The 20,601-nt window shown below is 69.3% G+C and carries 20 protein-coding genes; 6 read left to right on the forward strand and 14 right to left on the reverse strand.

What is annotated here, in order from left to right; genetic code table 11:
• Positions 1–3: 3 nt before the first annotated feature.
• Positions 4–1,179 (reverse strand): CoA transferase, encoded by a 1,176-nt coding sequence (locus tag VK611_23275; protein HMG44275.1) that lies wholly within the window; start codon positions 1,177–1,179, stop codon positions 4–6.
• 30 nt (positions 1,180–1,209) lie between these two features.
• Here VK611_23275 and VK611_23280 point away from each other — a divergent pair, with 30 nt between their 5' ends.
• A complete protein-coding gene (locus VK611_23280) occupies positions 1,210–2,436 on the forward strand; it encodes a CoA transferase (GenBank protein HMG44276.1) in 1,227 nt (408 codons plus the stop codon).
• A 30-nt stretch (positions 2,437–2,466) separates the two neighbouring features.
• Here the strand turns inward: VK611_23280 and VK611_23285 are convergent, their stop codons facing one another.
• From VK611_23285 to VK611_23300, 4 genes are all read right to left on the reverse strand, one after another.
• On the reverse strand, positions 2,467–3,171 hold the full coding sequence (locus tag VK611_23285; GenBank protein ID HMG44277.1) for an SDR family oxidoreductase: 705 nt from the start codon (positions 3,169–3,171) through the stop codon (positions 2,467–2,469).
• Positions 3,172–3,236: 65 nt separating this feature from the next.
• The gene (locus tag VK611_23290) at positions 3,237–4,214 is read right to left on the reverse strand and encodes a cyclase family protein (GenBank protein ID HMG44278.1); all 978 of its coding nucleotides are present in this window, start codon (positions 4,212–4,214) and stop codon (positions 3,237–3,239) included.
• On the reverse strand, positions 4,211–4,960 hold the full coding sequence (locus VK611_23295) for an enoyl-CoA hydratase (GenBank protein HMG44279.1): 750 nt from the start codon (positions 4,958–4,960) through the stop codon (positions 4,211–4,213). The genes VK611_23290 and VK611_23295 overlap by 4 nt, the downstream gene beginning before the upstream one ends.
• The gene (locus VK611_23300; GenBank protein HMG44280.1) at positions 4,957–5,421 is read right to left on the reverse strand and encodes a pyridoxamine 5'-phosphate oxidase family protein; all 465 of its coding nucleotides are present in this window, start codon (positions 5,419–5,421) and stop codon (positions 4,957–4,959) included. The genes VK611_23295 and VK611_23300 overlap by 4 nt, the downstream gene beginning before the upstream one ends.
• 89 nt (positions 5,422–5,510) lie before the next feature.
• On the opposite strand from VK611_23300, the gene VK611_23305 reads away from it, so the two are divergent.
• The 3 genes from VK611_23305 to VK611_23315 are packed head-to-tail and all read left to right on the forward strand — an operon-like array spanning position 5,511 to position 8,666.
• Complete coding sequence (locus VK611_23305; protein ID HMG44281.1) at positions 5,511–5,855, forward strand: cupin domain-containing protein; 345 nt, start codon at positions 5,511–5,513, stop codon at positions 5,853–5,855.
• A gap of 7 nt (positions 5,856–5,862) precedes the next feature.
• Positions 5,863–7,476 (forward strand): AMP-binding protein, encoded by a 1,614-nt coding sequence (locus tag VK611_23310; GenBank protein HMG44282.1) that lies wholly within the window; start codon positions 5,863–5,865, stop codon positions 7,474–7,476.
• 26 nt (positions 7,477–7,502) lie between these two features.
• Positions 7,503–8,666, forward strand: coding sequence for a CoA transferase (locus tag VK611_23315; protein ID HMG44283.1), 1,164 nt, complete (start codon positions 7,503–7,505; stop codon positions 8,664–8,666).
• Positions 8,667–9,009: 343 nt separating this feature from the next.
• On the opposite strand, the gene VK611_23320 is transcribed toward VK611_23315, so the two are convergent.
• The 5 genes from VK611_23320 to VK611_23340 are packed head-to-tail and all read right to left on the reverse strand — an operon-like array spanning position 9,010 to position 13,876.
• Positions 9,010–9,531: a cupin domain-containing protein gene (locus tag VK611_23320; protein HMG44284.1), complete on the reverse strand. Its 522-nt coding sequence runs from the start codon at positions 9,529–9,531 to the stop codon at positions 9,010–9,012.
• Positions 9,528–10,436: an SDR family oxidoreductase gene (locus VK611_23325; protein HMG44285.1), complete on the reverse strand. Its 909-nt coding sequence runs from the start codon at positions 10,434–10,436 to the stop codon at positions 9,528–9,530. The genes VK611_23320 and VK611_23325 overlap by 4 nt, the downstream gene beginning before the upstream one ends.
• Positions 10,437–10,449: 13 nt before the next feature.
• Positions 10,450–11,184 (reverse strand): ABC transporter ATP-binding protein, encoded by a 735-nt coding sequence (locus tag VK611_23330; protein ID HMG44286.1) that lies wholly within the window; start codon positions 11,182–11,184, stop codon positions 10,450–10,452.
• The gene (locus tag VK611_23335) at positions 11,181–12,938 is read right to left on the reverse strand and encodes an ATP-binding cassette domain-containing protein (protein ID HMG44287.1); all 1,758 of its coding nucleotides are present in this window, start codon (positions 12,936–12,938) and stop codon (positions 11,181–11,183) included. The genes VK611_23330 and VK611_23335 overlap by 4 nt, the downstream gene beginning before the upstream one ends.
• 44 nt (positions 12,939–12,982) lie before the next feature.
• Positions 12,983–13,876, reverse strand: coding sequence for a branched-chain amino acid ABC transporter permease (locus VK611_23340; protein ID HMG44288.1), 894 nt, complete (start codon positions 13,874–13,876; stop codon positions 12,983–12,985).
• A 169-nt stretch (positions 13,877–14,045) separates the two neighbouring features.
• Between VK611_23340 and VK611_23345 the strand changes: the two genes are divergently transcribed.
• Positions 14,046–14,834 carry an enoyl-CoA hydratase/isomerase family protein gene (locus VK611_23345; GenBank protein HMG44289.1) on the forward strand — a complete coding sequence of 263 codons (789 nt, stop codon included), beginning with the start codon at positions 14,046–14,048 and terminating at the stop codon, positions 14,832–14,834.
• A 55-nt stretch (positions 14,835–14,889) separates the two neighbouring features.
• Here the strand turns inward: VK611_23345 and VK611_23350 are convergent, their stop codons facing one another.
• The gene (locus VK611_23350) at positions 14,890–15,135 is read right to left on the reverse strand and encodes a hypothetical protein (protein ID HMG44290.1); all 246 of its coding nucleotides are present in this window, start codon (positions 15,133–15,135) and stop codon (positions 14,890–14,892) included.
• A 1,112-nt stretch (positions 15,136–16,247) separates the two neighbouring features.
• Positions 16,248–17,342, reverse strand: coding sequence for an isocitrate/isopropylmalate family dehydrogenase (locus VK611_23355; GenBank protein ID HMG44291.1), 1,095 nt, complete (start codon positions 17,340–17,342; stop codon positions 16,248–16,250).
• Positions 17,343–17,507: 165 nt separating this feature from the next.
• Between VK611_23355 and VK611_23360 the strand changes: the two genes are divergently transcribed.
• Positions 17,508–18,272 (forward strand): hypothetical protein, encoded by a 765-nt coding sequence (locus VK611_23360; protein HMG44292.1) that lies wholly within the window; start codon positions 17,508–17,510, stop codon positions 18,270–18,272.
• Between the two features lie 40 nt (positions 18,273–18,312).
• Here the strand turns inward: VK611_23360 and VK611_23365 are convergent, their stop codons facing one another.
• Both VK611_23365 and VK611_23370 read right to left on the reverse strand, forming a co-directional pair.
• On the reverse strand, positions 18,313–19,323 hold the full coding sequence (locus tag VK611_23365) for a sucrase ferredoxin (protein HMG44293.1): 1,011 nt from the start codon (positions 19,321–19,323) through the stop codon (positions 18,313–18,315).
• A complete protein-coding gene (locus tag VK611_23370) occupies positions 19,320–20,543 on the reverse strand; it encodes a CaiB/BaiF CoA-transferase family protein (protein HMG44294.1) in 1,224 nt (407 codons plus the stop codon). Before VK611_23370 ends, VK611_23365 begins: the two co-directional genes overlap by 4 nt.
• Positions 20,544–20,601 lie beyond the last annotated feature (58 nt).

Raw genomic sequence — 20,601 nt, forward strand, 5'->3', positions numbered from 1 at the left:
TGATCAGATCGTGCCCGCTCGGCGCAGCTCCTGGAGTCGGGCGGTGCTGAGCCCGACGAGACCACACCAGATCTCCTCGTTGTGTTCCCCGACCTCGGCTGCGCCACGCGGGGTGTTCGCCACTCCGGCCACCCTGGGGTGCGGGGCCTGCTGCAGCACGGGACCGAGCACGGGGTCGCCGACCGACACGAGGTAGCCGTCGGGCGCACCGGGATCCTCCTCGGACACCTCCTGTGCCGTGCGAGCCACCGCAGCGGGCACCCGGGCTGCGTGGCAGCGCCTCACGAGCTCCTCCGCGACCATCGATCCTGCCCAGGCCGCCATCGCGGCGCCGATCGGCTTGGCCGCGGTCACGCGGTCGCTTGCGGACCACGAACGTGCTTCCGGCTCGAGACCCACCAGGTCGACGAGCGCTGCAAACTGAGCATCCGAACTGGCGGCGACGACCACGAAGCGGTCGTCTGCAGCGAGGAACACGCCCGTGGCCGGCAGGTTCGGGTCTGCGTTCCCAGATCGTGACGGCTCGATCCCACAGCGATCGAGCGCAGCGAACTGCCAACCCAGCGTCCGGACGACGCTGCCGTAGAGCGAGGCGTCAATCACCGATCCTTCTCGGGTGCCGACAACGTCTCGGGCGTAGACGGCCACAACCGCCGCCTTGGCCGCCAGGACGCCGGTGAGGTGGTCGGAAATCGTGACGTTCGACTTCACCGGCGGACCGTCGGCAGGACCGGTCATGTCGAGGAGGCCGCTATAGGCGAGGCCCAGCAGGTCGACGCCGGGCCGGGTGGCGTACGGCCCATCCTGGCCGAACACAGAGATACGAACGAGCACGAGGTGGGGGGCCAGATCAGCCGGACCAATGTTCCAACGTTCCATCGTGCCCGGCCGGAAATTCTCGCAGACCACGTCGGAGGCGGCACACAACCGGCGGAACAGGTCCTGGCCCTCGGGCTTGCGCAGATCGAGGGTCACACTCTTGCGGTGGCGGCCCTCCACCGACCACATCAGGGAGTAGTCGTCGGCGAAGGGGCCGAGACGGCGCAGGTACTCACCCACTTCTGGCTGCTCGACCTTGATCACCTCCGCGCCCTGCTCACCGAGCGTGCCGGCACAGAAGGGCGCAGCCACGCGCGTGCCTACATCGATCACCCGCAGACCTTCGAGCAGTCCCTGCATTACGCTCCATCTCTAATCGTGTATCTTTCTATGATAGCCGAACAGGTCGTTGGGCAGTGCGAACGGAGGTGGTGGCCTGTGGGCGAGGTCAGGCCGGGACTCGGGGGGATCCGGGGAGTCGTCGTGGGCGAGTCGCTTGCCGCGACCATCTGGGGCTCCCTCATGGCGGAATACGGCGCAGAGATAATCAAGGTCGAGCCGCCCGGCGGCGACCCGCTCCGGCGGCTCGGGCCCTTGGTCGACGGCGCCTCCTTGCGATGGAGCAGCAGCGCTCGGGGCCTCCGCAGCGTCACCTGCGACCCTCTGGTCGGCGACGGCGCGGCCCTGCTCCAGCAACTGCTCGACACCGCAGCGGTGATCTGCGACGGTGCGGGACCGACCGACCTAGCCGCCGCCGGGCTCCACCTCGACGCACGGCGCAGCGTCGTCGTGCGGGTCCCGGCGATGTCCGAGGCTCCCGGACTCCCCGGCTCGCTCGGTGACGGCCTGATCGGCGCCGCTCACGGCGGTCTCCTCCATGTCACGGGCCATCCTGATGGGCCCCCGACCCGCCTGGGCGGTGAGGTGGTGGACCTGCTGACTGCGGCGTATGCCGCGGAAGCCTCCGTCGCTGGTCTCCTTCGGCGCCATCGGACCGGGCATGGCCTGGAGCTCGATGCCAGCCACAGCGGCGCGGTGCTACGCATTCTTGAATGGACGATCGCGGCGTTTGACGTCAAGGGCACCGTCCGGCGCCGGGAGGGCAACTTCCCCACCGCGGTCGCACCCATCGGCCTCTATGCGGCAAGCGACGGTGGGTTGGTGGGCATCGTCGGCGCGTCCGACGCCAACTTCCGGCGGCTTACCGACGCGATGCAGCGGGCCGAGCTGCGGACCGACGAGCGCTTCGCCTCCGGTGCGTTGCGAGCGGAGCACTCGGCCGACATCAACAAGATCGTGGGCGAATGGGTGGCGTCGTTACCGTCCCACGAGGTCGTGGAGCGTTGCCACGACCACGGAGTCATCGTCGCCGTGGTGCAACGGATCAGCGACGTCATCGTGGATCCCCACCTGCTAGCCCGCGGCGACCTCATCGAACTGGTAGACGCGGCCGCCGGGCGGGTCGTCCAGCCCGCCCCACAGCCCCACAGCCCCCACCACACACGGGACCTTCAGCCGGCGCCAGGCCTCGGCACAAGCAACGACGCCATCTGGATCCAGGAGCTCGGGCTGGATCCAAAGGAGTACCAGCGGCGCCGCCATGCCGGCGTGCTCTGACCCCTGTGGCCGGCGCCGGCCCCGGCGGCGCTACAGGGTGACCAGCGATCCGCCGTCGACCGGGAGGATCACGCCGTTGACATAAGCCGCACCCGGTGACAGGAGGAAGCAGATGGCCGCCGCCACCTCGGCGGGCTCACCGGCCCGACCCATCGGGTTCCGCTCGAGGATCGACTGACCCGGCCCGGCAATGAACTCCTCATTTCGCGGCGTGCGGATCACACCGGGAGCGACGGCGTTGGCCCGGATGCCGCCCGGCCGCTGCAGCGCCAGGAACCGCGTGTACCCGGCGATCGCCGCTTTGGCCGCGGGGTACCAACCCTCGGCACCGACGCCGGTGTGGGTACCGGCCACGGAGGACACGTTGACAACGGCGTCGCCCTCATGGCGGCCCACCCGCAGCCAGCCCTCGGTCACCATCTCGACGCTTCCCGCCGCAGCCTGCAGGCCGTCCACAAAGGGACGGGGGAGGTGACTCGTTGGCCCGGCGTTGTTGACGAGGTAGTCGAGGTGGCCCAGGGCCGCGGCGCTGGCCGCGAACGCGCGGTCGATGGCGGCCTGGTCCGTGATGTCGGCCTCGGCCACCACCACGTCGGCACCGGCACTCCTCAATTGCTCGGCCACCCGCTCGACCGCTTCCGCGGAGATGTCCCAGAGGGCGACCTTGAGCCCGGCCGCCGCGGCCAACTCGGCGGTGGCGCGGCCGATGCCGCTCCCTGCGCCAGTGACGACCACTGCTCCACCGTCTGGGAACTGCACATGAGCCCGTTCTGACATGTCGTCAGTACTCCTAGGTCCGGCTACTTGAAGGCGATGGCGTTGGCGGGAGACGCCGCTCCGCCGGCGATGCCCAGCGGGGCGGCGGTGACGAAGAAGTCCCACCCAGAGTGCTCCGCGCAGTCCTGCGCGAGGTCGTCGAGATCGAACAGCTCGCCGAGGGGGATGCCGAGCAACGGGATCACCGACCGATGGATCGACAGCTCCCCAACGAGCCGGGCGTCGGCCTCGACCCTGGCCCGATCCTCGTCCGAGGCCCGCGAACCCACCGGCCAGAGCTCCACTGTGGGGTTGTCAGACACGATGGCTGCCACGCGATGATCCCAGAGCCAGGCAAGCGTCGCATGACCTGGGAGGAGCCCCGCGCACCGAGGGGTGGCCGCCATCGACGCCTTCTCCTCCAGGGAGGCGGATCGGTACCAGGACAGCCATCCAGTCCGCATGAAGACCAGGTCACCGAACTCGATGTCGACCCCCTGCCACGAGAGCACGGCATCAAGGTCGGCGGCAGAGATGCCCTCCGGCTCAACGGGATCCAACGGGCGCCCCCGAGCCTCCCGCCAGCGGGCCACGTCGAGCAGGACCCCTCGGCCGGCAATACCACGCTTCGCCCACTGATCGATCCCGTGGCACTCCTCCAGGACACCCCCGTACCAGCCGAACACGTGGTGCCGCACGTGGCGGAACCCGTCCCACTGGCTGGCCAGCTGGGTGTTGAAGCCGTCGAGCACATCGTCGTGGTGCAGCGCGCCGTAGCCGTTCGTGAGCGTATGGGTCGGTGCCGCCCGGCCGAACAGCGGCGGGTCGATGGCGTCGATCGAAAGCCCCAACGGGAACCGCGCTCCACGGCGGACCAGCCGCGCTGCCCGGGCCACGCGATCGTCGGTCAGGTGGTTGAGCGCCCCGAGCCCGACCCGGTCTCCCCAAACCTCCCAAGCGGAGCCCGGTGGGTCGTTCTTCAGCAGCTCGGCGTAGCTGGGGAACCGGTTGGACGAGCTCACGCCTGGCCCCGGTACGCTCGGCCGGCGTCCTGGACCGAGTCGGCGTCGACGACCCTGTCGGCGATCGCGTCGGCTTCGAAGGCCAGGGCCTCGGCCAGACTCGCTCCGTCGCCACGGTCGTAGAGATCGAGGAGCGAGAGGACCGAACCCGGGTCAGCCTGGCCGATGAGACCGGCGACCATCGCAGCTCGCTCCATCAGTTGACTGTGGGGAACGATCTCGTTCACGAGGCCGAGGGAGAGCGCCGTCGCGGCGTCGATCGGCTCGCCCGTCAGCGACATCTGCTTCGCCGCTCGGACACCGATCGCCCGGGGCAGCATCGCCGTCAAGCCCCACGTTGGCATCGCACCGATGCGAGCGTGCGAGTCGGCGAAGCGGGCCGCATCCGACCCCAGGATGAAGTCGCACGCCAGGGCCAGCTCCAGGCCACCGCTGACACAGGCGCCGTTGACTGCCGCGATGACCGGCTTGCGGAGCGCGAACAGTGCTCTCGTGGGGGTGACTCGATAGCGGCGATCATGCGGGTTTAGGCGGTTCGTGCCGAACTCCCCGAAGTCGACGCCGGCACAGAAGGCCGGGTCGGTACCGGTGATGACGACGGAGCTGACCGACCGATCCGCATCAGCCTCAAGGAGCACAGTGGCGAACTCCTCCCGCATGGCGAGCGACAGCGCATTGCGCTTCTCGGCCCGGTCGATCCGGATGGTCAGCACGCCGTCGAGTCGGCTGAGATCGAGACCGCTCATCGACCGGGCCGAGACTCGCCGGCCAGCAGACCGTTGTCCCAGCTGATGACCGATGTAGGACTTACATGAATCACGACCCGCTCTGCATAGTGGGCATTGGTGGCCTGCGAGCGGGCGGCCGGCGCCGTGCGGAAGGCGGCATACTTCTCGTCAATGGCCGCCCCGACCGCGGCGATCACGTCTCGGTCGTCCACCACCCGGGCGGCGCCGGATATGTGAATCCCGCGCAGTTCCCGCCATGCCAGGCCGTCCTGCACGAGGAACGAGACGCGCTCATCGGCCCGGATCCGCGCCACCTTCTTGGCCCGAGCCGGGGTCCGCACGAAGATGGCGCCCTCGCGAGCCACGAACCACACCGGCAGGGCTACCGGTTCGCCGGAGCTCCGCAGGGATACGAGCACCCCGGTGTGGGCGTGCGTGAGCATGTTCTGCACTGACGCCTCCGTCATCGCCACACCCATTGAGTTCCCCTCGTCCTGCTCGCCTAACAAGGAATGATTGCATGTTATCGTGCCGGAAACGCCCGACGGCATCTCGAAGGGAGACGACGATGCATGTGAGCCGTGGATCGACCGCAGGATCGACCCCTCACCCGCACTTCTCCGCGCCAGTGCGCTCGAGCCGTCTGGCCGCGGCCGCACCGCCGCACGAGGTCGATGTGGCCGAGGTGCGCTGCGAGCCCAGAGCGATGAGCGACTACCACCGCCATCCCGGCGGGCAGATCCTCTACGTGATCGCGGGTCGGATGCTCGCGGCTGGATCCGAGGATCAGTTCGCGCTTCAGGCGGGCGACGTGCTGGTCACTGAGCCGGGTGAGGCCCATCGACACGGAGCTGCCGAGGACAGCGGGGTGCGTCTCCTCGCCATGACCTGGGGAGGCACCGAATGGGAGTAGGTGGCCATTGATCGCGCCGACGCACCTCGACGAGCGCCTCGCGGCTGAGTGGCGGCGGGTCGGCGCGTGGACCGACGAGCTGGTGAGCCAGCTCCTGGATCAACAGGACCCAATGGCGACCGCCATCGTCGAGGGTTCGCGTCGGATGAGCTTCGGCGCGCTCACCTCTGCTGCGAAGCGTCTGGCAGTCCGCTTCGCCAACGACGGGATCCGGGCGGGCGACGTCATCTCCATGCAGCTGCCCAACTGGTGGGAGGCCGTGGTCGTCAGCCATGCGGCGTTCCGCATCGGGGCCGTGCTCAATCCGCTGCTCCCCGCGCTACGTGCTCGCGACCTCGACTTCATCTTCGCCGAAGCGAGACCCACCGCGGTCGTCGTCCCAGGCACCTTCAGGTCTACGGATCATCTCGACCGGATCGCGAGCCTCGACAACGCGCCCGGTCTCATCTATGGGGTGCGCACCTCGAAGTCCGCGATTCGCTCGCTCGACAGAGATCTCGCCGGAGGACCTGTCGGCGGCCCGTCGGTGGTCGCCCCGACCTGGACCGCCGACGACCCGTGCCTGCTGCTGTACACCTCGGGGACATCGTCCGCCCCCAAGGGCGTGTTGCACACGCACAACACGCTGCTCGCCGAGACGAGAGGGCTGGCCCAAGCCCATCTGATGTCTGATGCCGACGTCGTCCTCCTACCCATGCCGGTCACCCACGTCGGCGGCATGGTCTACGGGGTCCTCATGCCGGCGGTGGTAGGCCTGCGCTGCGTGTTCCTCGACGTGTGGGACCCGGCTCGGGCGATCGAACTGCTCGCCGACGAGGCGGTCACCGTGCAGATCGGCATGCCGGTGTTCCTGCGTGGGCTGCTCGACGACCCGTCCTTCCACCCCGGGGCAGGCAAGGCCATGCGACTGTTCTCGATGGGTGGCACCCGCGTCACCCCGGCCGACGTCGACGAGGCCGCCAAGCAGCTGGGGTGCTGGTGCAAGCGCAGCTACGGGCTCACCGAGGTACCGACCCTCACGACCGGGCCGGCGACGGACGAGGACCATCGGGCATGCACCGACGGCCTCCCCATCGGCCCCTCCCGGGTACGGATCGTTGACCCGGAAGGCACCCTCGTACCGGCCGACACCGCCGGCGAGATCCTGTGCCAAGCACCCGAAGTCTTCGTCGGCTACCTCACCGCCGAGTTGAACGCCGAGGCCTTCACCGCGGACGGCTGGTTCCGCACGGGCGATGTCGGGATCCTGTGCTCCCACGGGTTCCTCTCAGTGACCGGTCGCATCAAGGACATCATCATCCGAGGGGGTGAGAACATCTCCCCCAAGGAGGTGGAGGATCTGCTCATCCAGCACCCCGACGTGCAGGAGGCGGCGGTCGTGGCCATGCCGGATCGCGTCTACGGCGAGCGGGCCTGCGCCTTCGTGCAGTCCGACGCCACCCTCACCCTCGAGGATGTCACCTCGTTCCTCCGGGCGCACGGGGTGGCCAGCTACAAGCTCCCGGAACGCCTCGAGCGGCGAAGCGATCTGCCACGCAACACGACTGGGAAGCTGCGCAAGGACCTGCTCCGCGCCGAGATAGCCGCAATGCTCGAACACGAAGCCGGTACGTCTGCGTGAGTGAGCCGACTCTGCCGCTGAACGGGGTGCGCGTGCTCGACGTGGGCACGCGAATCGCGGCGCCCTTCTGCGCGGGAATCCTCGCGGAGCAGGGTGCCGAGGTCATCAAGATCGAGCAGCCCGGCACCGGCGACTTCCTTCGATCGCTCGGTCCCTTCCACGACGGCTACTCCCTGTTCTGGGCCGTCGAGGGGCGATCGCGCAAGAGCGTCACACTCGACCTAAGGCAGCCCCAGGGACAGGCCCTGTTCCGCTCGCTCGCGGGGACGGTGGACATCGTGTGCGAGAACTTCCGGCCTGGGACGATGGAGCGCTGGAGCATCGGGCCGGCCGACCTCGACCCTCGCCTCGTAATGGTCCGGATCTCCGCCTACGGACAGGATGGTCCTAACGCCGAGCTTCCGGGACAGGATCTGCTCGGAATCTCCTTCGGTGGCCTACTGAACCTGTGTGGTGAGGCCGACCGACCACCCGTCAAACCCACCATCACCCTTAGCGACCACCTCACCGCCATCTTCGCGGCGCAGGCCGCCGTGGCGCTCCTGTACGCACGAGACCGCGACGAGGGCGGGACCGGCGGGGTGGTGGATGCCTCCCTCTACGGTGCCGTGCTCCGCGTGCTCGAGTGGACGATTCCTCACCACGATCGGACCGGGGGAACCCGGGCTCGGGAGGGGAACACCGTGGCGACAGCTGCGCCACTCGGGGTGTTCGAGTCGGGGGACGAGCGCTTCGTCTCGGTCGTGGCCGCCTCGGACCCGCATTTCCGGCTGCTCTGCTCGCTGCTGGAGATGCCTGGCGTCCTGGCCGACCCGAGGTTTTCCACCGCCCGAGCTCGCGCAGAGCATCGGGATCTGGCGAACGGGTTCTTGGCGGAGTGGGTCGCCCAGCGCTCCGCCGCGACGGCAGTCGACGAGCTCCGCGCTGCGGGGGTGCCGTCGGCCCTCGTGCAGACGGCGGACGACATCGTGGCCGACCCGCACATCCGCGCTCGCGGCGACCTCGTGGCGGTGGACGACCCCGTGCTCGGGAGCCTGCTGCAGCAAGCCCCCTATCCGCGACTCAACGGCACCACACCCATACCGACCGGGGCTCCGCTCCTGGGAGCGCACAACACCGAGGTGTACTGCGACCTGCTAGGGCTGACCGAGCGCGAGGTCGACGACCTCACCTGTCGTGGCATCATCTGATCCCCCCACCTACAGTCGAGATGAGAACCACTCATTGGCCCGATGACGAAGCCGCTGCGCTCGCGCTCCAACGACTGTCTCCTGCTCGAGGGTGCGGCGGACGCGATGGACGACCGTGCCGTACAGACCCGTCTCACCGACGACCTCCGCTATGGACATCCGCGGCCCCGTAGGGCCAGGAGCTCGATCTCGTCCAGGGCGCGCTCAAGGGACCTGAGCGTCGAGCGGTCGCTCCGACCCTGAGCCTCGACCGCCGTGCTCATCCGGGTCCAGCTCCATTGCGACGAGCAGAAACGGCCGAAACCGGCGTCGGGACACCGCCCGGCCAGCCGCCGGAGTCGCCTCAGTCCGGGAGCGCGAAGTTGATCCCCACCATGACGCACGGCTCGTCGTAGGGGTTGGCCCACGAGTGCCACGTCGCGCGCTGCACGACCGAGTCGCCGGCCTCCAAATGCACCCGTTCGGTGTCGAGCAGGAGATCGATGCGGCCCGATGCCACCACCAGCACGTCGATGGTAGGGGTGGCGTGCATGTGCTCGCCCCGGCTTGGATCAAAGTAGCGGGCTCGGTCAGCGGTGCCGTCGGGCGCCGGCCCGCCGCCGGCGTGCCCCTCGACGAGCCGCTCGGGAGGATGGACGGTCCGGATCACGCGAGCCATCCCTGGGCCGGGGACGAGCGTCAATTCCTCAGCCGCGTCACCGCCGTCGCCGGCCACCTCCGGCGGGACAGCGAGCTCGAAGACTGCGGCCAGGGACAGGCCGCCGCGGCTGGCCAGCTCGTAGTACCCAGCGACAGGACCGTCGCTGACGACCACCGACTGACCGGCCGCGTCCTCCCCGGTGACCACCCGGCGCGGCGCGCTCATGGACGAACGGGCTTCATCTTCGAGGCGGCGTGCTCGCCCGGTGTTCCCCCGGCCACCCCGTGAAGCGTGTGCAGCCCGAGCCCCTCCGGATCGGGCAGGACGACGCGCCGGGCCCAGCCCTCGATTTCGGCGGGGGTCCATTCCTCCTGAAGTTCCGCGCCCACGAACCTCGGTCGCCGGAGCAGGCTGAGGCTCCCTCGGTCGAGCCGGAGGACCTGGCCGTGCACGCCCGAGCTGGCGTCGCTAAGGAGGAAGCTCACGAGCGGGGCCACCCGCTCGGCCGGCCAGTCGCCTCCGACACCGGTCCCGAAGTGGTCCTGGAACACTTCGGTCATCGAGGTGCTCGCCATGGGCGACACCGCGTTCACGCGGATGCCGGATCCGGCCAGCTCAAAGGCCCATCCGTAGGTCAAGGAGAGGACCGCCCCCTTCGTCGCCCCGTACACCGACGAAGCGGCCTGCCCGAAGGCGGAGCCGGAGATCACGTTCACGACCGAGCCGGCACCCCGGGCGCGCATGATCCGCAACGCGTGCGCGCCGACGTTGATCGGGCCGAAGACGTTCACCTCGACCATGGCCCGGCAAGCCGCGGGATCGAGCTCCCACGGGTCGCCGAGACCGAACAAGCCAGCGTTGTTTACGACCCCATCGAGCCGGCCGAGCCGAGAGAGGACATCGTCGAGATCCCGGCCCACGGCCGCGTGGTCGGTGACCGAGGCCGTCGACACCGATCCCTCGCCACCGAGACCCACGATCTCGGCGACCACGGCCTCTGCGGCGACGCCGTTGACGTCGTTGACCACGACGTGAGCGCCATCAGCGGCGGCTGCGAGCGCGTAGGCCCGACCCAGCCCCTGGCCCGCGCCGGTGATCACGACGACCTTGTCAGCAAGCGTCACAGACATCGTGCTCCTCGGCTCAGATGCCCAGATAGGCATCGCGGAACTCTGCGTTCTCAGTGAGCTCCTCGGGAGGGCCACTCACGACGATCCGGCCCAGTGAGAGGACATGGGCGACATCGGCCAACGGCAGTGACCGCGAGGCGCTCTGCTCGACAATCAGGACGGAGAGTCCTTGACTCCGCAGCTCGGAGATCTCTGCGAACACGCTGTCGACGACGAGCGGGGCGAGGCCCTGGGACGGCTCGTCCAGCATCACTAGAGACGGTCGGGCCACGAGCGCCATCGCGATGGCGAGCATTTGCGCCTCGCCCCCTGACAGCGATCCCGCCAGCTGGTGGCGACGTGCTCCCAGCTGGGGGAACCGCTCGAGCATCTCGTCACGACTCGCATGGAGACCGGCCTCGCGACGCCTCACCCAGCCGCCCAGGAGGATGTTCTCCTCGACGGTGCGCCGGGAGAAGACGCGTCGACCCTCGGGCACGTGAGCGATGCCGGACGCGGCCGCCGTCGACGATCCCCGCTCGAAAAGATCGGCGCGGTTGTAGGTGATGGTGCCCATGCGAGGCCGCACGATGCCCGAGATCGTCTTGAGCAAGGTCGTCTTGCCGGCACCGTTGGGACCGAGCACGGCGACCACCTGTCCCGGCGGAACAGTTAGGCAGACGTCCTCGAGCACGGGTACGGCACCGTACCCAGCGGTCACGCCCTCGATCCGGAGACCGTCGTCGATCGCTCGTTGCTCATCGCTCATCGCACGACCTCTCCGAGGTTGACCGACACCTCGGGATCGCCCCCGAGGTAGGCGTTGATGACCATGGGGTCGGTCCTGATCTTCTCTGGCGGGCCGTGGGCGATCACCCGTCCCGCATCGAGCACGGTCACCACGTCGCAGAGTCGCAGTACCAGATCCACGTTGTGGTCAATCAGCACCACCGCCACCCCGCTGGCCGCGGCGGCCCGCACCGTGGTCATGAGACTGCCGATCTCCTCGGCGCTGAGCCCAACCGCCGGCTCGTCCATGAGGAGCGCCCGAGGCCGGGAGGCACAGGCCCTGGCGATCTCGAGTTGGCGCCGCTGGCCAGGCGAGATGTTGGCAGCCAGCGTGGTGGGGTCGACCGCTCCGAGGCCGACGGCACCCAGCCATTCGGTGGCATGGGTGCGCGCCTCCTCGGCCGCTCGACGTGCTCGACCGGTGCGCAGGAGGTAGTGCAGCGGCCGAACGGCCCGCTCGGCATCGACGCCGGCCAGCACGTTGTCGAAGATGCTGGCGTACTCCAGGAGAATGGGGTGCTGGAAGGTGCGGGACACCCCGGCGCGCGCCCTCCCGCTGGCCGTGGACGGCAGGTCGACCCCACCGAGGCGGAACACGCCGCCTTCGGCGCGCAGGAACCCCCCGATGAGGTTGAGCAGGGTTGTCTTCCCGGACCCGTTGGGCCCGACGAGTCCGTGCACCTGCCCTGGCTCCACCGCCAGCGAGACATCGTCGAGGATCCGAAGACCTCCGATCGACTTGAAAGCACCCCTGATCTCCAGCGCAGCAGGAGCGTCGGGCGGCGCGAAGCGCACCTCCTCGAGTGCGACAGGCTGCGCGGTCGTCGCCAGGCGACGGCCACGTGAAAGGCGGTGCCATTGCTGCTTGATCGCACCGACCAGGCCTCGCGGGAAGATCAGCACGACGGCCAGAAGCAGACCGCCGTAGACGAACTCGGACTGGTTGCCACCCGCGCTGAATGCCTCGTTGAGGATCACAGGGATGCCGGTGATGACCAGCGCACCCAGTACCGGCCCTCCCAGCGTGCCCTCGCCGCCCAACACCACCATCAGGAGGATCAGGATGCCCATGCCAAGGGAGAACGGCTCTGTGTTCGTGTAGCCGTTGAGCGCGGGGTACATGGCCCCGCCGAGACCGGCCAGGGCGGCCGCCAGGCTGAAGGCTCCCACCTTCATCACCGACACGCGCACGCCGAGGGACTCTGCCAGCACCGGCGAGAGTCGACCGATCTGCCAACCTCGCCCGACGGGCGAGAGCACGAGGTTGCGGATGGCGAGGTAGAGCACGGCGACCACGAATGCGTAGGCCCACCACATCTGGTCGAGCGATAGGTCCGCCTGGGCGGCGGCGATGCCATCGCCACCTCCGGTGACCGACCGATAGTGCAGGATCAGTGTCGTGGTTACGCTCAGGTAGAAGATCGTGACGATCGCCACCGCGAAGCCACCTAGACGGAGCGCCGGTGCCGAGGTGACGACGCCGAGCAGGGCGCACACCACCATGGCCACGATCCAGCTCCACCAGTACGGCCAGCCGAGGTGGAACTCGGCCGCCGCGGCGATGTAAGCACCTATGAGCGCGAACGCGGCGTGCCCCAACGAGATGACGCCTGCGTAGCCCATCACCACGTTGAGGCCCAACGCGATGACCAAGTAGGTCAGCGCCGTGATGGCGGTGTAGAGGCGGAAGTCGTTGGGGAGTAGCGCCGGCATCGCTGCGATGAGGGCGACCACCCCGAGGGGAGCGGCCAGACGCTGGGAGAGCCTGGAGGGTGTTGTCATACCGCACGCACGTCCCTGCTGAAGAACCCTTCCGGCTTGATCGACAGCATCACCAGGAGGACGGCCAGGATGATGAGGTCCTGCCACTGGGTCCCGAGGTAGCGCAGCGCGAACTGCTCGGTCAGGCCCAGCGCTAGTCCGCCGACGACCGCTCCGCCGAGGGAGCCCATGCCGCCGATGGCGGAGGCCACGAACCCCTTGATGGTGAGCCCGAGGCCGATGGTCACGGATGCCTGCGTGACGGGGCCCATCGCGAAGCCAGTCAGCGCGGCGACCGCCGCACCAATGGCGAAGGCGAGCATCGTGAGACGGTTGACGGGGATGCCCCGGATCGCGGCGGCTTCACGATCGTCCGCTACCGCGCCGAGCGCTCGTCCCACGTGGGTGCGTTTGGTGAGCCAGAGCAGGCCCCCGGCCACCACCACCAGCAGCCCGACGAGGAGCATCCGGTTCGGATTTAGCAGGAACTCGCCCACGATCCACGGACGGTCGCGGGGGAGGAAGCTAGGAAAGAGGCGGGTATCGGTCGAGCCCGGCTCCCGGGTGATGGCGATCGTGAAGCCAGCAGTGAGCATGATGGCCACCCCCAAGGTCGCGATCATCCAGCCCGCCGCGTCCTTCACCGCCGCGAACGGGCGGATGGCCACCCGTTCGGTCGCCGCGCCGGCCGCCGATGCCACGAACACCGTGAGCAGCAGCGCGAGCCCCACCGGCACGTCCATCGACTGCCACAGGACGACGCCAAGGACCGCTCCCACCATGACGAACTCACCGTGGGCGAAGTTGAACGCGTTCGAGGTGGCGTAGGTGATGCCGAGGCCGAGGGCCACGAGGGCGTAGATGGCACCGGTCTCGATCCCAGCTTGCACCGCGGTCAGGAAGTCGACCATCAGGTCACCGTCCGCGTACCGGCGAGCGCTGGGTTCAGCGCAGCGCCGGAGCACTGCTCCGATCGGACGTGCATACCTGGGCCCCCGTTGTCGTCGTGGATCGCTATCCGTGTAACATTAGCTGAAAGTCGAACCAGGGTTGCAAGGGACCGAGAAAGGCGCGCACGCCATGGGAACCGACGGATCAGAGGTGCTGCTCGAGCACGGTGACGACGGGATCACGGTCATTACGCTCAATCGCCCCGACCGCCTGAACGCCAGCAACGCGGCCATGACGCAGTCGCTCATCGAGCGACTCGCCGAGGCGGACTGCGAGGAGCACACCAACGTGATCGTGCTCACCGGCGCGGGCCGGGCGTTCTGTGCCGGTGGCGACACCTCGAACATGGGCGGCGGCGGGGGCAGCGGCTGGGAGCGCGTCCACCACCGCGATTGGCATCTCGCCCATGCCATGTTGAGCACCGAGAAGCCGCTTATCGCAATGGTAAACGGTGCGGCCATCGGTCTCGGGGCGACCATGGCCCTGTTCTGTGACCTGGTGTACATCGCCGAGGAGGCGAAGTTCGGCGACACCCACGTCACCCTCGGCCTCGTCGCCGGAGACGGCGCCGTCGTGGCGCTGCCCCTCCTGGCCGGTCCACAGCGGGCCAAAGAGATGCTGATGACCGGTCGGATCATGACTGGGGCCGAGGCCGAGCGCTACGGCGTCGTCACCCGAGCCGTGCCTCTCAACGAGCTCCGCGAGACAACCTGGGATACGGCTCGCGCCATCGCTGCCCAACCGCCCTACGCCGCGAGAGCCACCAAGATGGTCGTGAACCGCTATATCCGGTGGATGTGGCACGAGCTCATGGAGTTCTCCCTCGCCGCGGAGCAGATCTCGGTCGGCCTACCCGACCACAAGCAAGCAATCGAGAGGTACAAGGTCTCGCGAAACCCGGTGAAGCTCGAACAATGACACCGCGCATGCCGCCTCCAACCCGGACGCGTAGGTGATCAGCTTCCCCAGATAGTCATGGTCCGTCGCCCGCAGGAGGTTCTCCCACGACCACCCGCCGCGCCGAGTTCAGATCGACCAGCACGATGTCGGCCGAGAACGGACCGACGGGGATCTCGGGGCCGACGAGCTCGAGCTGCATGCCGAGGGCCTCGGACAGGTGGCTGGGGTTCGCTGCCAGCCACGGCGTGAACAAGCTCGCCTCGTCGCTCCACACCTCACGCAGCGACACCTCGACCAGCGACTCGACCTGCACAGTCATCTTCGACCCCCGCCCGAGCGCTCCAGACCGACCAGCCGACGATATTCGGGAACCCTCACCCGATCTCCGGGAACCACATCACCTCGCTCGGGAGACGAGCCCAGAATCCCGGGACCCAGCGTCCGATCCCGGGATCACACTGCGGCCGGCATCCAGCCCCGGGAACACCACGATCCACCCCGAAGACGAGACGGAGCTACCGCCACAGCAGGGTTCGACCGACCTCGGCGTGCATCCGCGAGGCCACACCGACCGGGGCGCGGGACTGAGCTGACAGGCGGGTGGACCACGGACGCGAGGTAGAGATCGAGCTCTACCCTCACTCTGTCCGCTCGGGCAGGACGACCACCAAGCCTTCGGCGACCGGGCGTCCAGGCCCATCAGCCATCCGGCCGGTCTGCTGGATGCGCACCTGTCCGTCCACAGCAAGCAACCGAGGGTGACGCAACCTCTGCCGAGTGCGTGCCGACGAGGTACACCGCCACGCGTCCCAGGTACACCAGGAGGTACACCAACAGGTACGGGTCTCGGGACTCCGTAGGCTCGCTACCAGGGACGACGGCGGGCGCCCCAGGCAGGACTCGCACCTGCGACACACGGTTTAGGAACGCGGTTCGGGCCGTCCAACTCGTACCGCAGAGTGCCGCTGACCTGCACCTCGTCCCCAACCAAATCCACGCCGTGAAGTCCAGTCAGCAGGTGTACCGACACGTATTGCGCCAGGCCCGCGCGCCAGAGCAGGTCACCGCGGCGTGGGAGACGGCGTCGCCCATGTTGCGTCCAACCTCGATCGGTAGCTCATCAAGAACGGGCGCCAAAGCCAACCTCGCAGAGGTTGCCACGCCATCGTCCCACTCAAGGACCCTCGACAAAGGGTCCATCAATGAGTTCCCGCTCCGCCGAGCCATCCGTGCCCGATGGCGTCGCCGAGCGCACGCCCGCCGAGCACGGAAGGCTGGTAGCCGTTGACAGACGGCACTCCGCCGCCCATGTTTGCGGACCCAGCACGGCCACCCACTCCAAGTGCGCAAGGACACCGCCCCGCTCGCGGGGCAGCCCCGGTCGACCGACGGAGATGCGCCGGTACATGTCGCCGTACCGTCGGTCCGACCTCAGCCAGCGGGCTGGGGGTCGGCGATCGCAGCGAGCACGGCGTCGGTGGTGCCGACGGTGCCCAGCGCCGAGCGGCTCGACGGGTCGGACACCGTGCCGGTCCGGAACACCTGGCGGATGGCCTCGTCGATGCGAGTGGCAGCGGACCTCTCGCCCAGGTTGTCGAGCAGCATCGCCAACGCCCGGAAGGTGGCGATGGGCGAGACCATGTTCTTGCCCGTGTACTTGGGTGCCGAGCCGTGGGCGGGCTCGTACAGCCCGAACCGGGTCTCTGGGTTCCAGCGCACCGAACCGATCAGGCCGATGCCCCCGATGAGGGCGCCCAGCAGGTCGGTGAAGATGCCGCCGATGATGAGGGTTGTCGCGAGCACGTCGAAGCGCTCGGGCTCGCGCACCAGCTGCATGGCGGCGTGGTCGGGGTAGAGGAACTCGGTGGCCACGTCCGGGTACTCGCCCTGGAGGCCCTCGAGCGCCGCCTCCCACACCTTGTGCGAGGTGTTGGCGTTGGCCTGAGCCACCACGGCCAGCCGGCGGCGGCGGGTGCCGGCCAGCTCGAAGCCGTGGCGGAGCACCCGGTCGACGCCGAAGCGGGTGTGGACGTCGAGGCTGACCGCGGCCTCGTAGGGCGAGCCCTTCTGCAGGCTGCCGCCGCGGATGGCGATCTCGCCCTCGTTGGTCGGCCGCACGATGGTGATGTCGAGGTCGCCGACGCTGACGCCCTTGAGCGGCGTGAGGTGGTCGGCGAACAGCTCGGCCGGGCGCACGCCGATGCTCAGGTCCAGCTCGTGGACCAGCACGTGATTGGTGCGCGATTCGACGAAGCCACTGGGCAGGGTGGCGTGACCCACCGCGCCGAGCAGCAGCGACTCACAGCCCCGCAGCGACTCGATGGTCTGGGGCGTCATGATCTCGCCGGTCTCGAGGTAGTGGTCCCCGGAGTCGGGAAGGTGGAGCAGGTCGAGGGAGAAGCCCTCGACCCGGGCGACGACGTCGAGCACCCGGAGAGCCTCTCGGACGACCTCGGGTCCGATGCCGTCTCCGGGCATGACGGCGATGCGGTGCTCGCGGGTCGCAGCGATGAGACTCCCCCTCATACTCGCGTATTTATGGGTATAATTGTAATACTCCAGAGATTCTCGTCAAGGTGACGCGGCTGGCTCGAGGGGGAGACCATGCGCAACGACACCGGGTCGTCGATGCCGGCGGCTGATCCTCGACGACGCCGCCCGCAGCCTCTACAAGCTCGGCGAGCCGGCGCCATGAGCTTCGTCGCCCTCGACGCCGCACCTGTCCAGCGGGTCACGGGCCCCATGGGGGCAGCCGACAACCCGGCGAGCGATCGCGTGGTGCACGACTTCTTCGGGGAGGCCCGCACCCGGCAGCCCGGACCGCAGGGCTTCCTGGTCGACTTCGAGGGCGAGACCACCGTCGGCGCCCACTTCCACCCCGTCGACCAGTTCCAGGTGTTCTTCGGTGGGCCGGGTTCGTGGTATCAGCGGCACCCCATCGACGAGTTGATGGTCCACTACGCCGACGCCTACACCACCTACGGCCCCTTCGGCACCGAGGGCGGCCTGCTGCGGTTCTTCACGCTTCGCCCGGACCACAGCACGCTGACGGCCTACATGCCGGGGTCCCGGGACAAGCTGCTGCGAAAGGGGCGACGCAACGTCCACGTGTCGCTGACCGAGCAGGCCGGACGATGCCCGGCACCCGGCGATGCGGCGGTGCACACCGCACTCGCCGACGGCGACGGGCTCAGCGTGCACCTCGTGACGCTGGGGCCTGAGGCCCGGATCGCACTGCCGACGGCGTCGACGCCCCGTGGCGAGTACCGGTGCGTCGTGTCCGGTGCGATCGTGGTCGACGACACGCCCTACGGTCCCCGGTCGCTCGGCTGGTACGAGCGCGACGAGGCGCCGGCCACCGTCGAGAGCGGCCCCGACGGGCTGGCGCTGCTGGTGCTGCGGTTCCCGCCCGACACGACGGCCCACCTCGCGGAGACAGCCGGCTCGGTGCGATGACGCGGCCCGAGCCGTGGCTGCGCTGCTGCTCCCCAGGGAGTCAGCCGGAGAGGCGGACGGAGGGCAGGTCGCTGTCGACCCGGAAGTCGTCGACGCGCCAAAGGGGATATGCCGCCGCCTGACCCACACCCCGACATGCCGGTATGGCGACCTCGCCGTCGTGGCGGAGCTCGGCGGTGACGAGACCGTGGTGGCGACCGCTGAGATCCTCGAACACCATCCTCACCTGCCACACCGCCCGATCGACCTCGCGGATGGCCTCGACCTCGCGGCGGCAGCGGGCCCACGACCAGCCCACGGCGCATAGCGCCTCCCGCTCGACCACCTGGGTCGCACCCGACGAGATGCCCAGAGTGCCTCGGAAGTGCCGGCGGATCCCGGCCTCGGACAGGGTCTCGGCGATCACCCGCTCGGCCACGTCGACGTCGAGGTGACCCCACACCTGGCCGGTGGGCAGGAACGCCGCCGTCGGAGCGAACCGGTGCCCGCCCAGGTGCGACGTGCGCCACACGCGCACCCGCTCGGCGCCGCGGCCGCGGCCGCCGAGCTTGCGGGCCAGGGCCGTCCCCATGGAGCCGCAGCACACGTCCCGCGAGCCGTGGCCGCACACCAGCACGTCGACCGGTACGGCCTCGGCCCCGGCGCAGGGCTCGGGCGATGCCGGCCAGTCGAGCAGCGCCACGGCGGCGTCGACGACCTGATCGGCGGCCACGACCTCCTCGGTGGACTCGAAACGGTGGAAGGCGCCGGACGACCGGGTGTAGCGGACCACCCGCCGGGCGGCGGGATCAGGGGCGCCCATCGCCGGTGTGACCAGCTGGAGGCGGTACTCCGCCCCTTTCCCGGCCAGTGCGGAGATGCGTTGCACGACCGGCGCGAGAGCCTCGATCTCGCCGGCGTCCCGGGGCCACGGCAGCGGCCACTCGACGAGCAGCATCCCGCTCACGCCCGACACCGAGGCCACCGGCTCGAGCCCTGCCACCCGGGTCGACTCGGCGCAGCGCGGCCCGGTCGCCGGGCCCTCGGACACGACGGCGATGCGCTCGCTCATGGCGCCAGCAGGTCCTCGGCCAGGTCGGGGACCCCAAGCTCCTCGAGCACCGACTCGGTGTCGGCGCCGAGCTCGGGCGGTGGCCCTGGGACCGCGCCCTTCACCCGGTGGGCCGCGGCCAGGTCGTCGGCGGTCGTGGCCCCGTCGGCCGAGGTGACCGAGACCGGGCTGCTGGGGATCTCGACTGTGTGGCCGTCGTGCTCGTACGTGCTGACCAGCCCGTTCACCGAGCCGTGCTCGGAGCCCAGCACCTCCCGCCAGTCCAGGACCGGGGCGAACGGGATGTCGGCCGCGGCCATCAGCCGCACCCAATCGTCGAGCGGGCGGCGGCCGATCCGCTCCTGGATCTCCTCACGCTCACCCAGCTCGAGGTAGTCCTCACCGAAGTCCATGCCGCTCGACCAGTCACCCCGGGCCCGCAGCGCGGCCGGCAGCTCGACGACGTCGCAGAAGCTCTCCCAGAAGTGCTTCTCACCGGGACAGAGCAGGATGGCCCGATCGTCGGCCGTGCCGTACATGCAGTACCGAGACCCCTTGTCGCGGTAGCCCGGCCACAGCTCGCCGGTGTTCGCGTAGGTGCCGATGTCGCGCCACATCGACGCGATCGCCGACTCCCAGATGGACACGTGGACGAACTGGGCCTGGCCGTCGAGGCTGCGGCGGTGCAGCCCGGCGTAGATGCCCAGCGCAGCATGGATGCCGGCCAGGGTGGTGCCGGCCGACCGATAGGCCTCGGACGGCACGGGCCGGCCGTCGGCCCACTCCACGGGCACCAGGCCCGCGTAGGCGTCCATGTTCAGGCCGTGAGCCGGCAGCCCCGACCAGGGGCCGTCCAGGCCGTAGCCGGTGATCAGGCAGTACACGACATCGGCGCGGTGCTTGACGATCGAGTGGAAGTCGATCCCGTAGCGGGCCGCCGCCGACGGCCGGTTGCCGACGATCACCACGTCGGCCCACGCGGCGAGCCGGGCCGTCAAACGAGGCCAGCCCGGCGAGCGGACGTCCGCGGTGATGCTGCGGGTGCCCGGGTTGAGCACGAGGTGGTACATGCCCACGCCGTCGACCAACGGGGTGGTCGTGCGGTTGCCGTCGCCGAAGCGCGGGTTCTCGACCTTGACCACGTCGGCACCCAGGTGCACCAGCTGGCGGCTGGCGACCGGGCCGGACAGGTGGGTCGAGAAGTCGACGACGCGGGGCGACTTCGTCGTGCGTGACGCCATCAGCCCGCCGAGCCTTCCCGCACGGCGACCGGTTGGGCGTCGACGACCACGCCGTCGG

It is taken from the genome of Acidimicrobiales bacterium, assembly GCA_035316325.1.
In the GTDB taxonomy this organism is placed as follows: domain Bacteria; phylum Actinomycetota; class Acidimicrobiia; order Acidimicrobiales; family VFJN01; genus DASXTK01.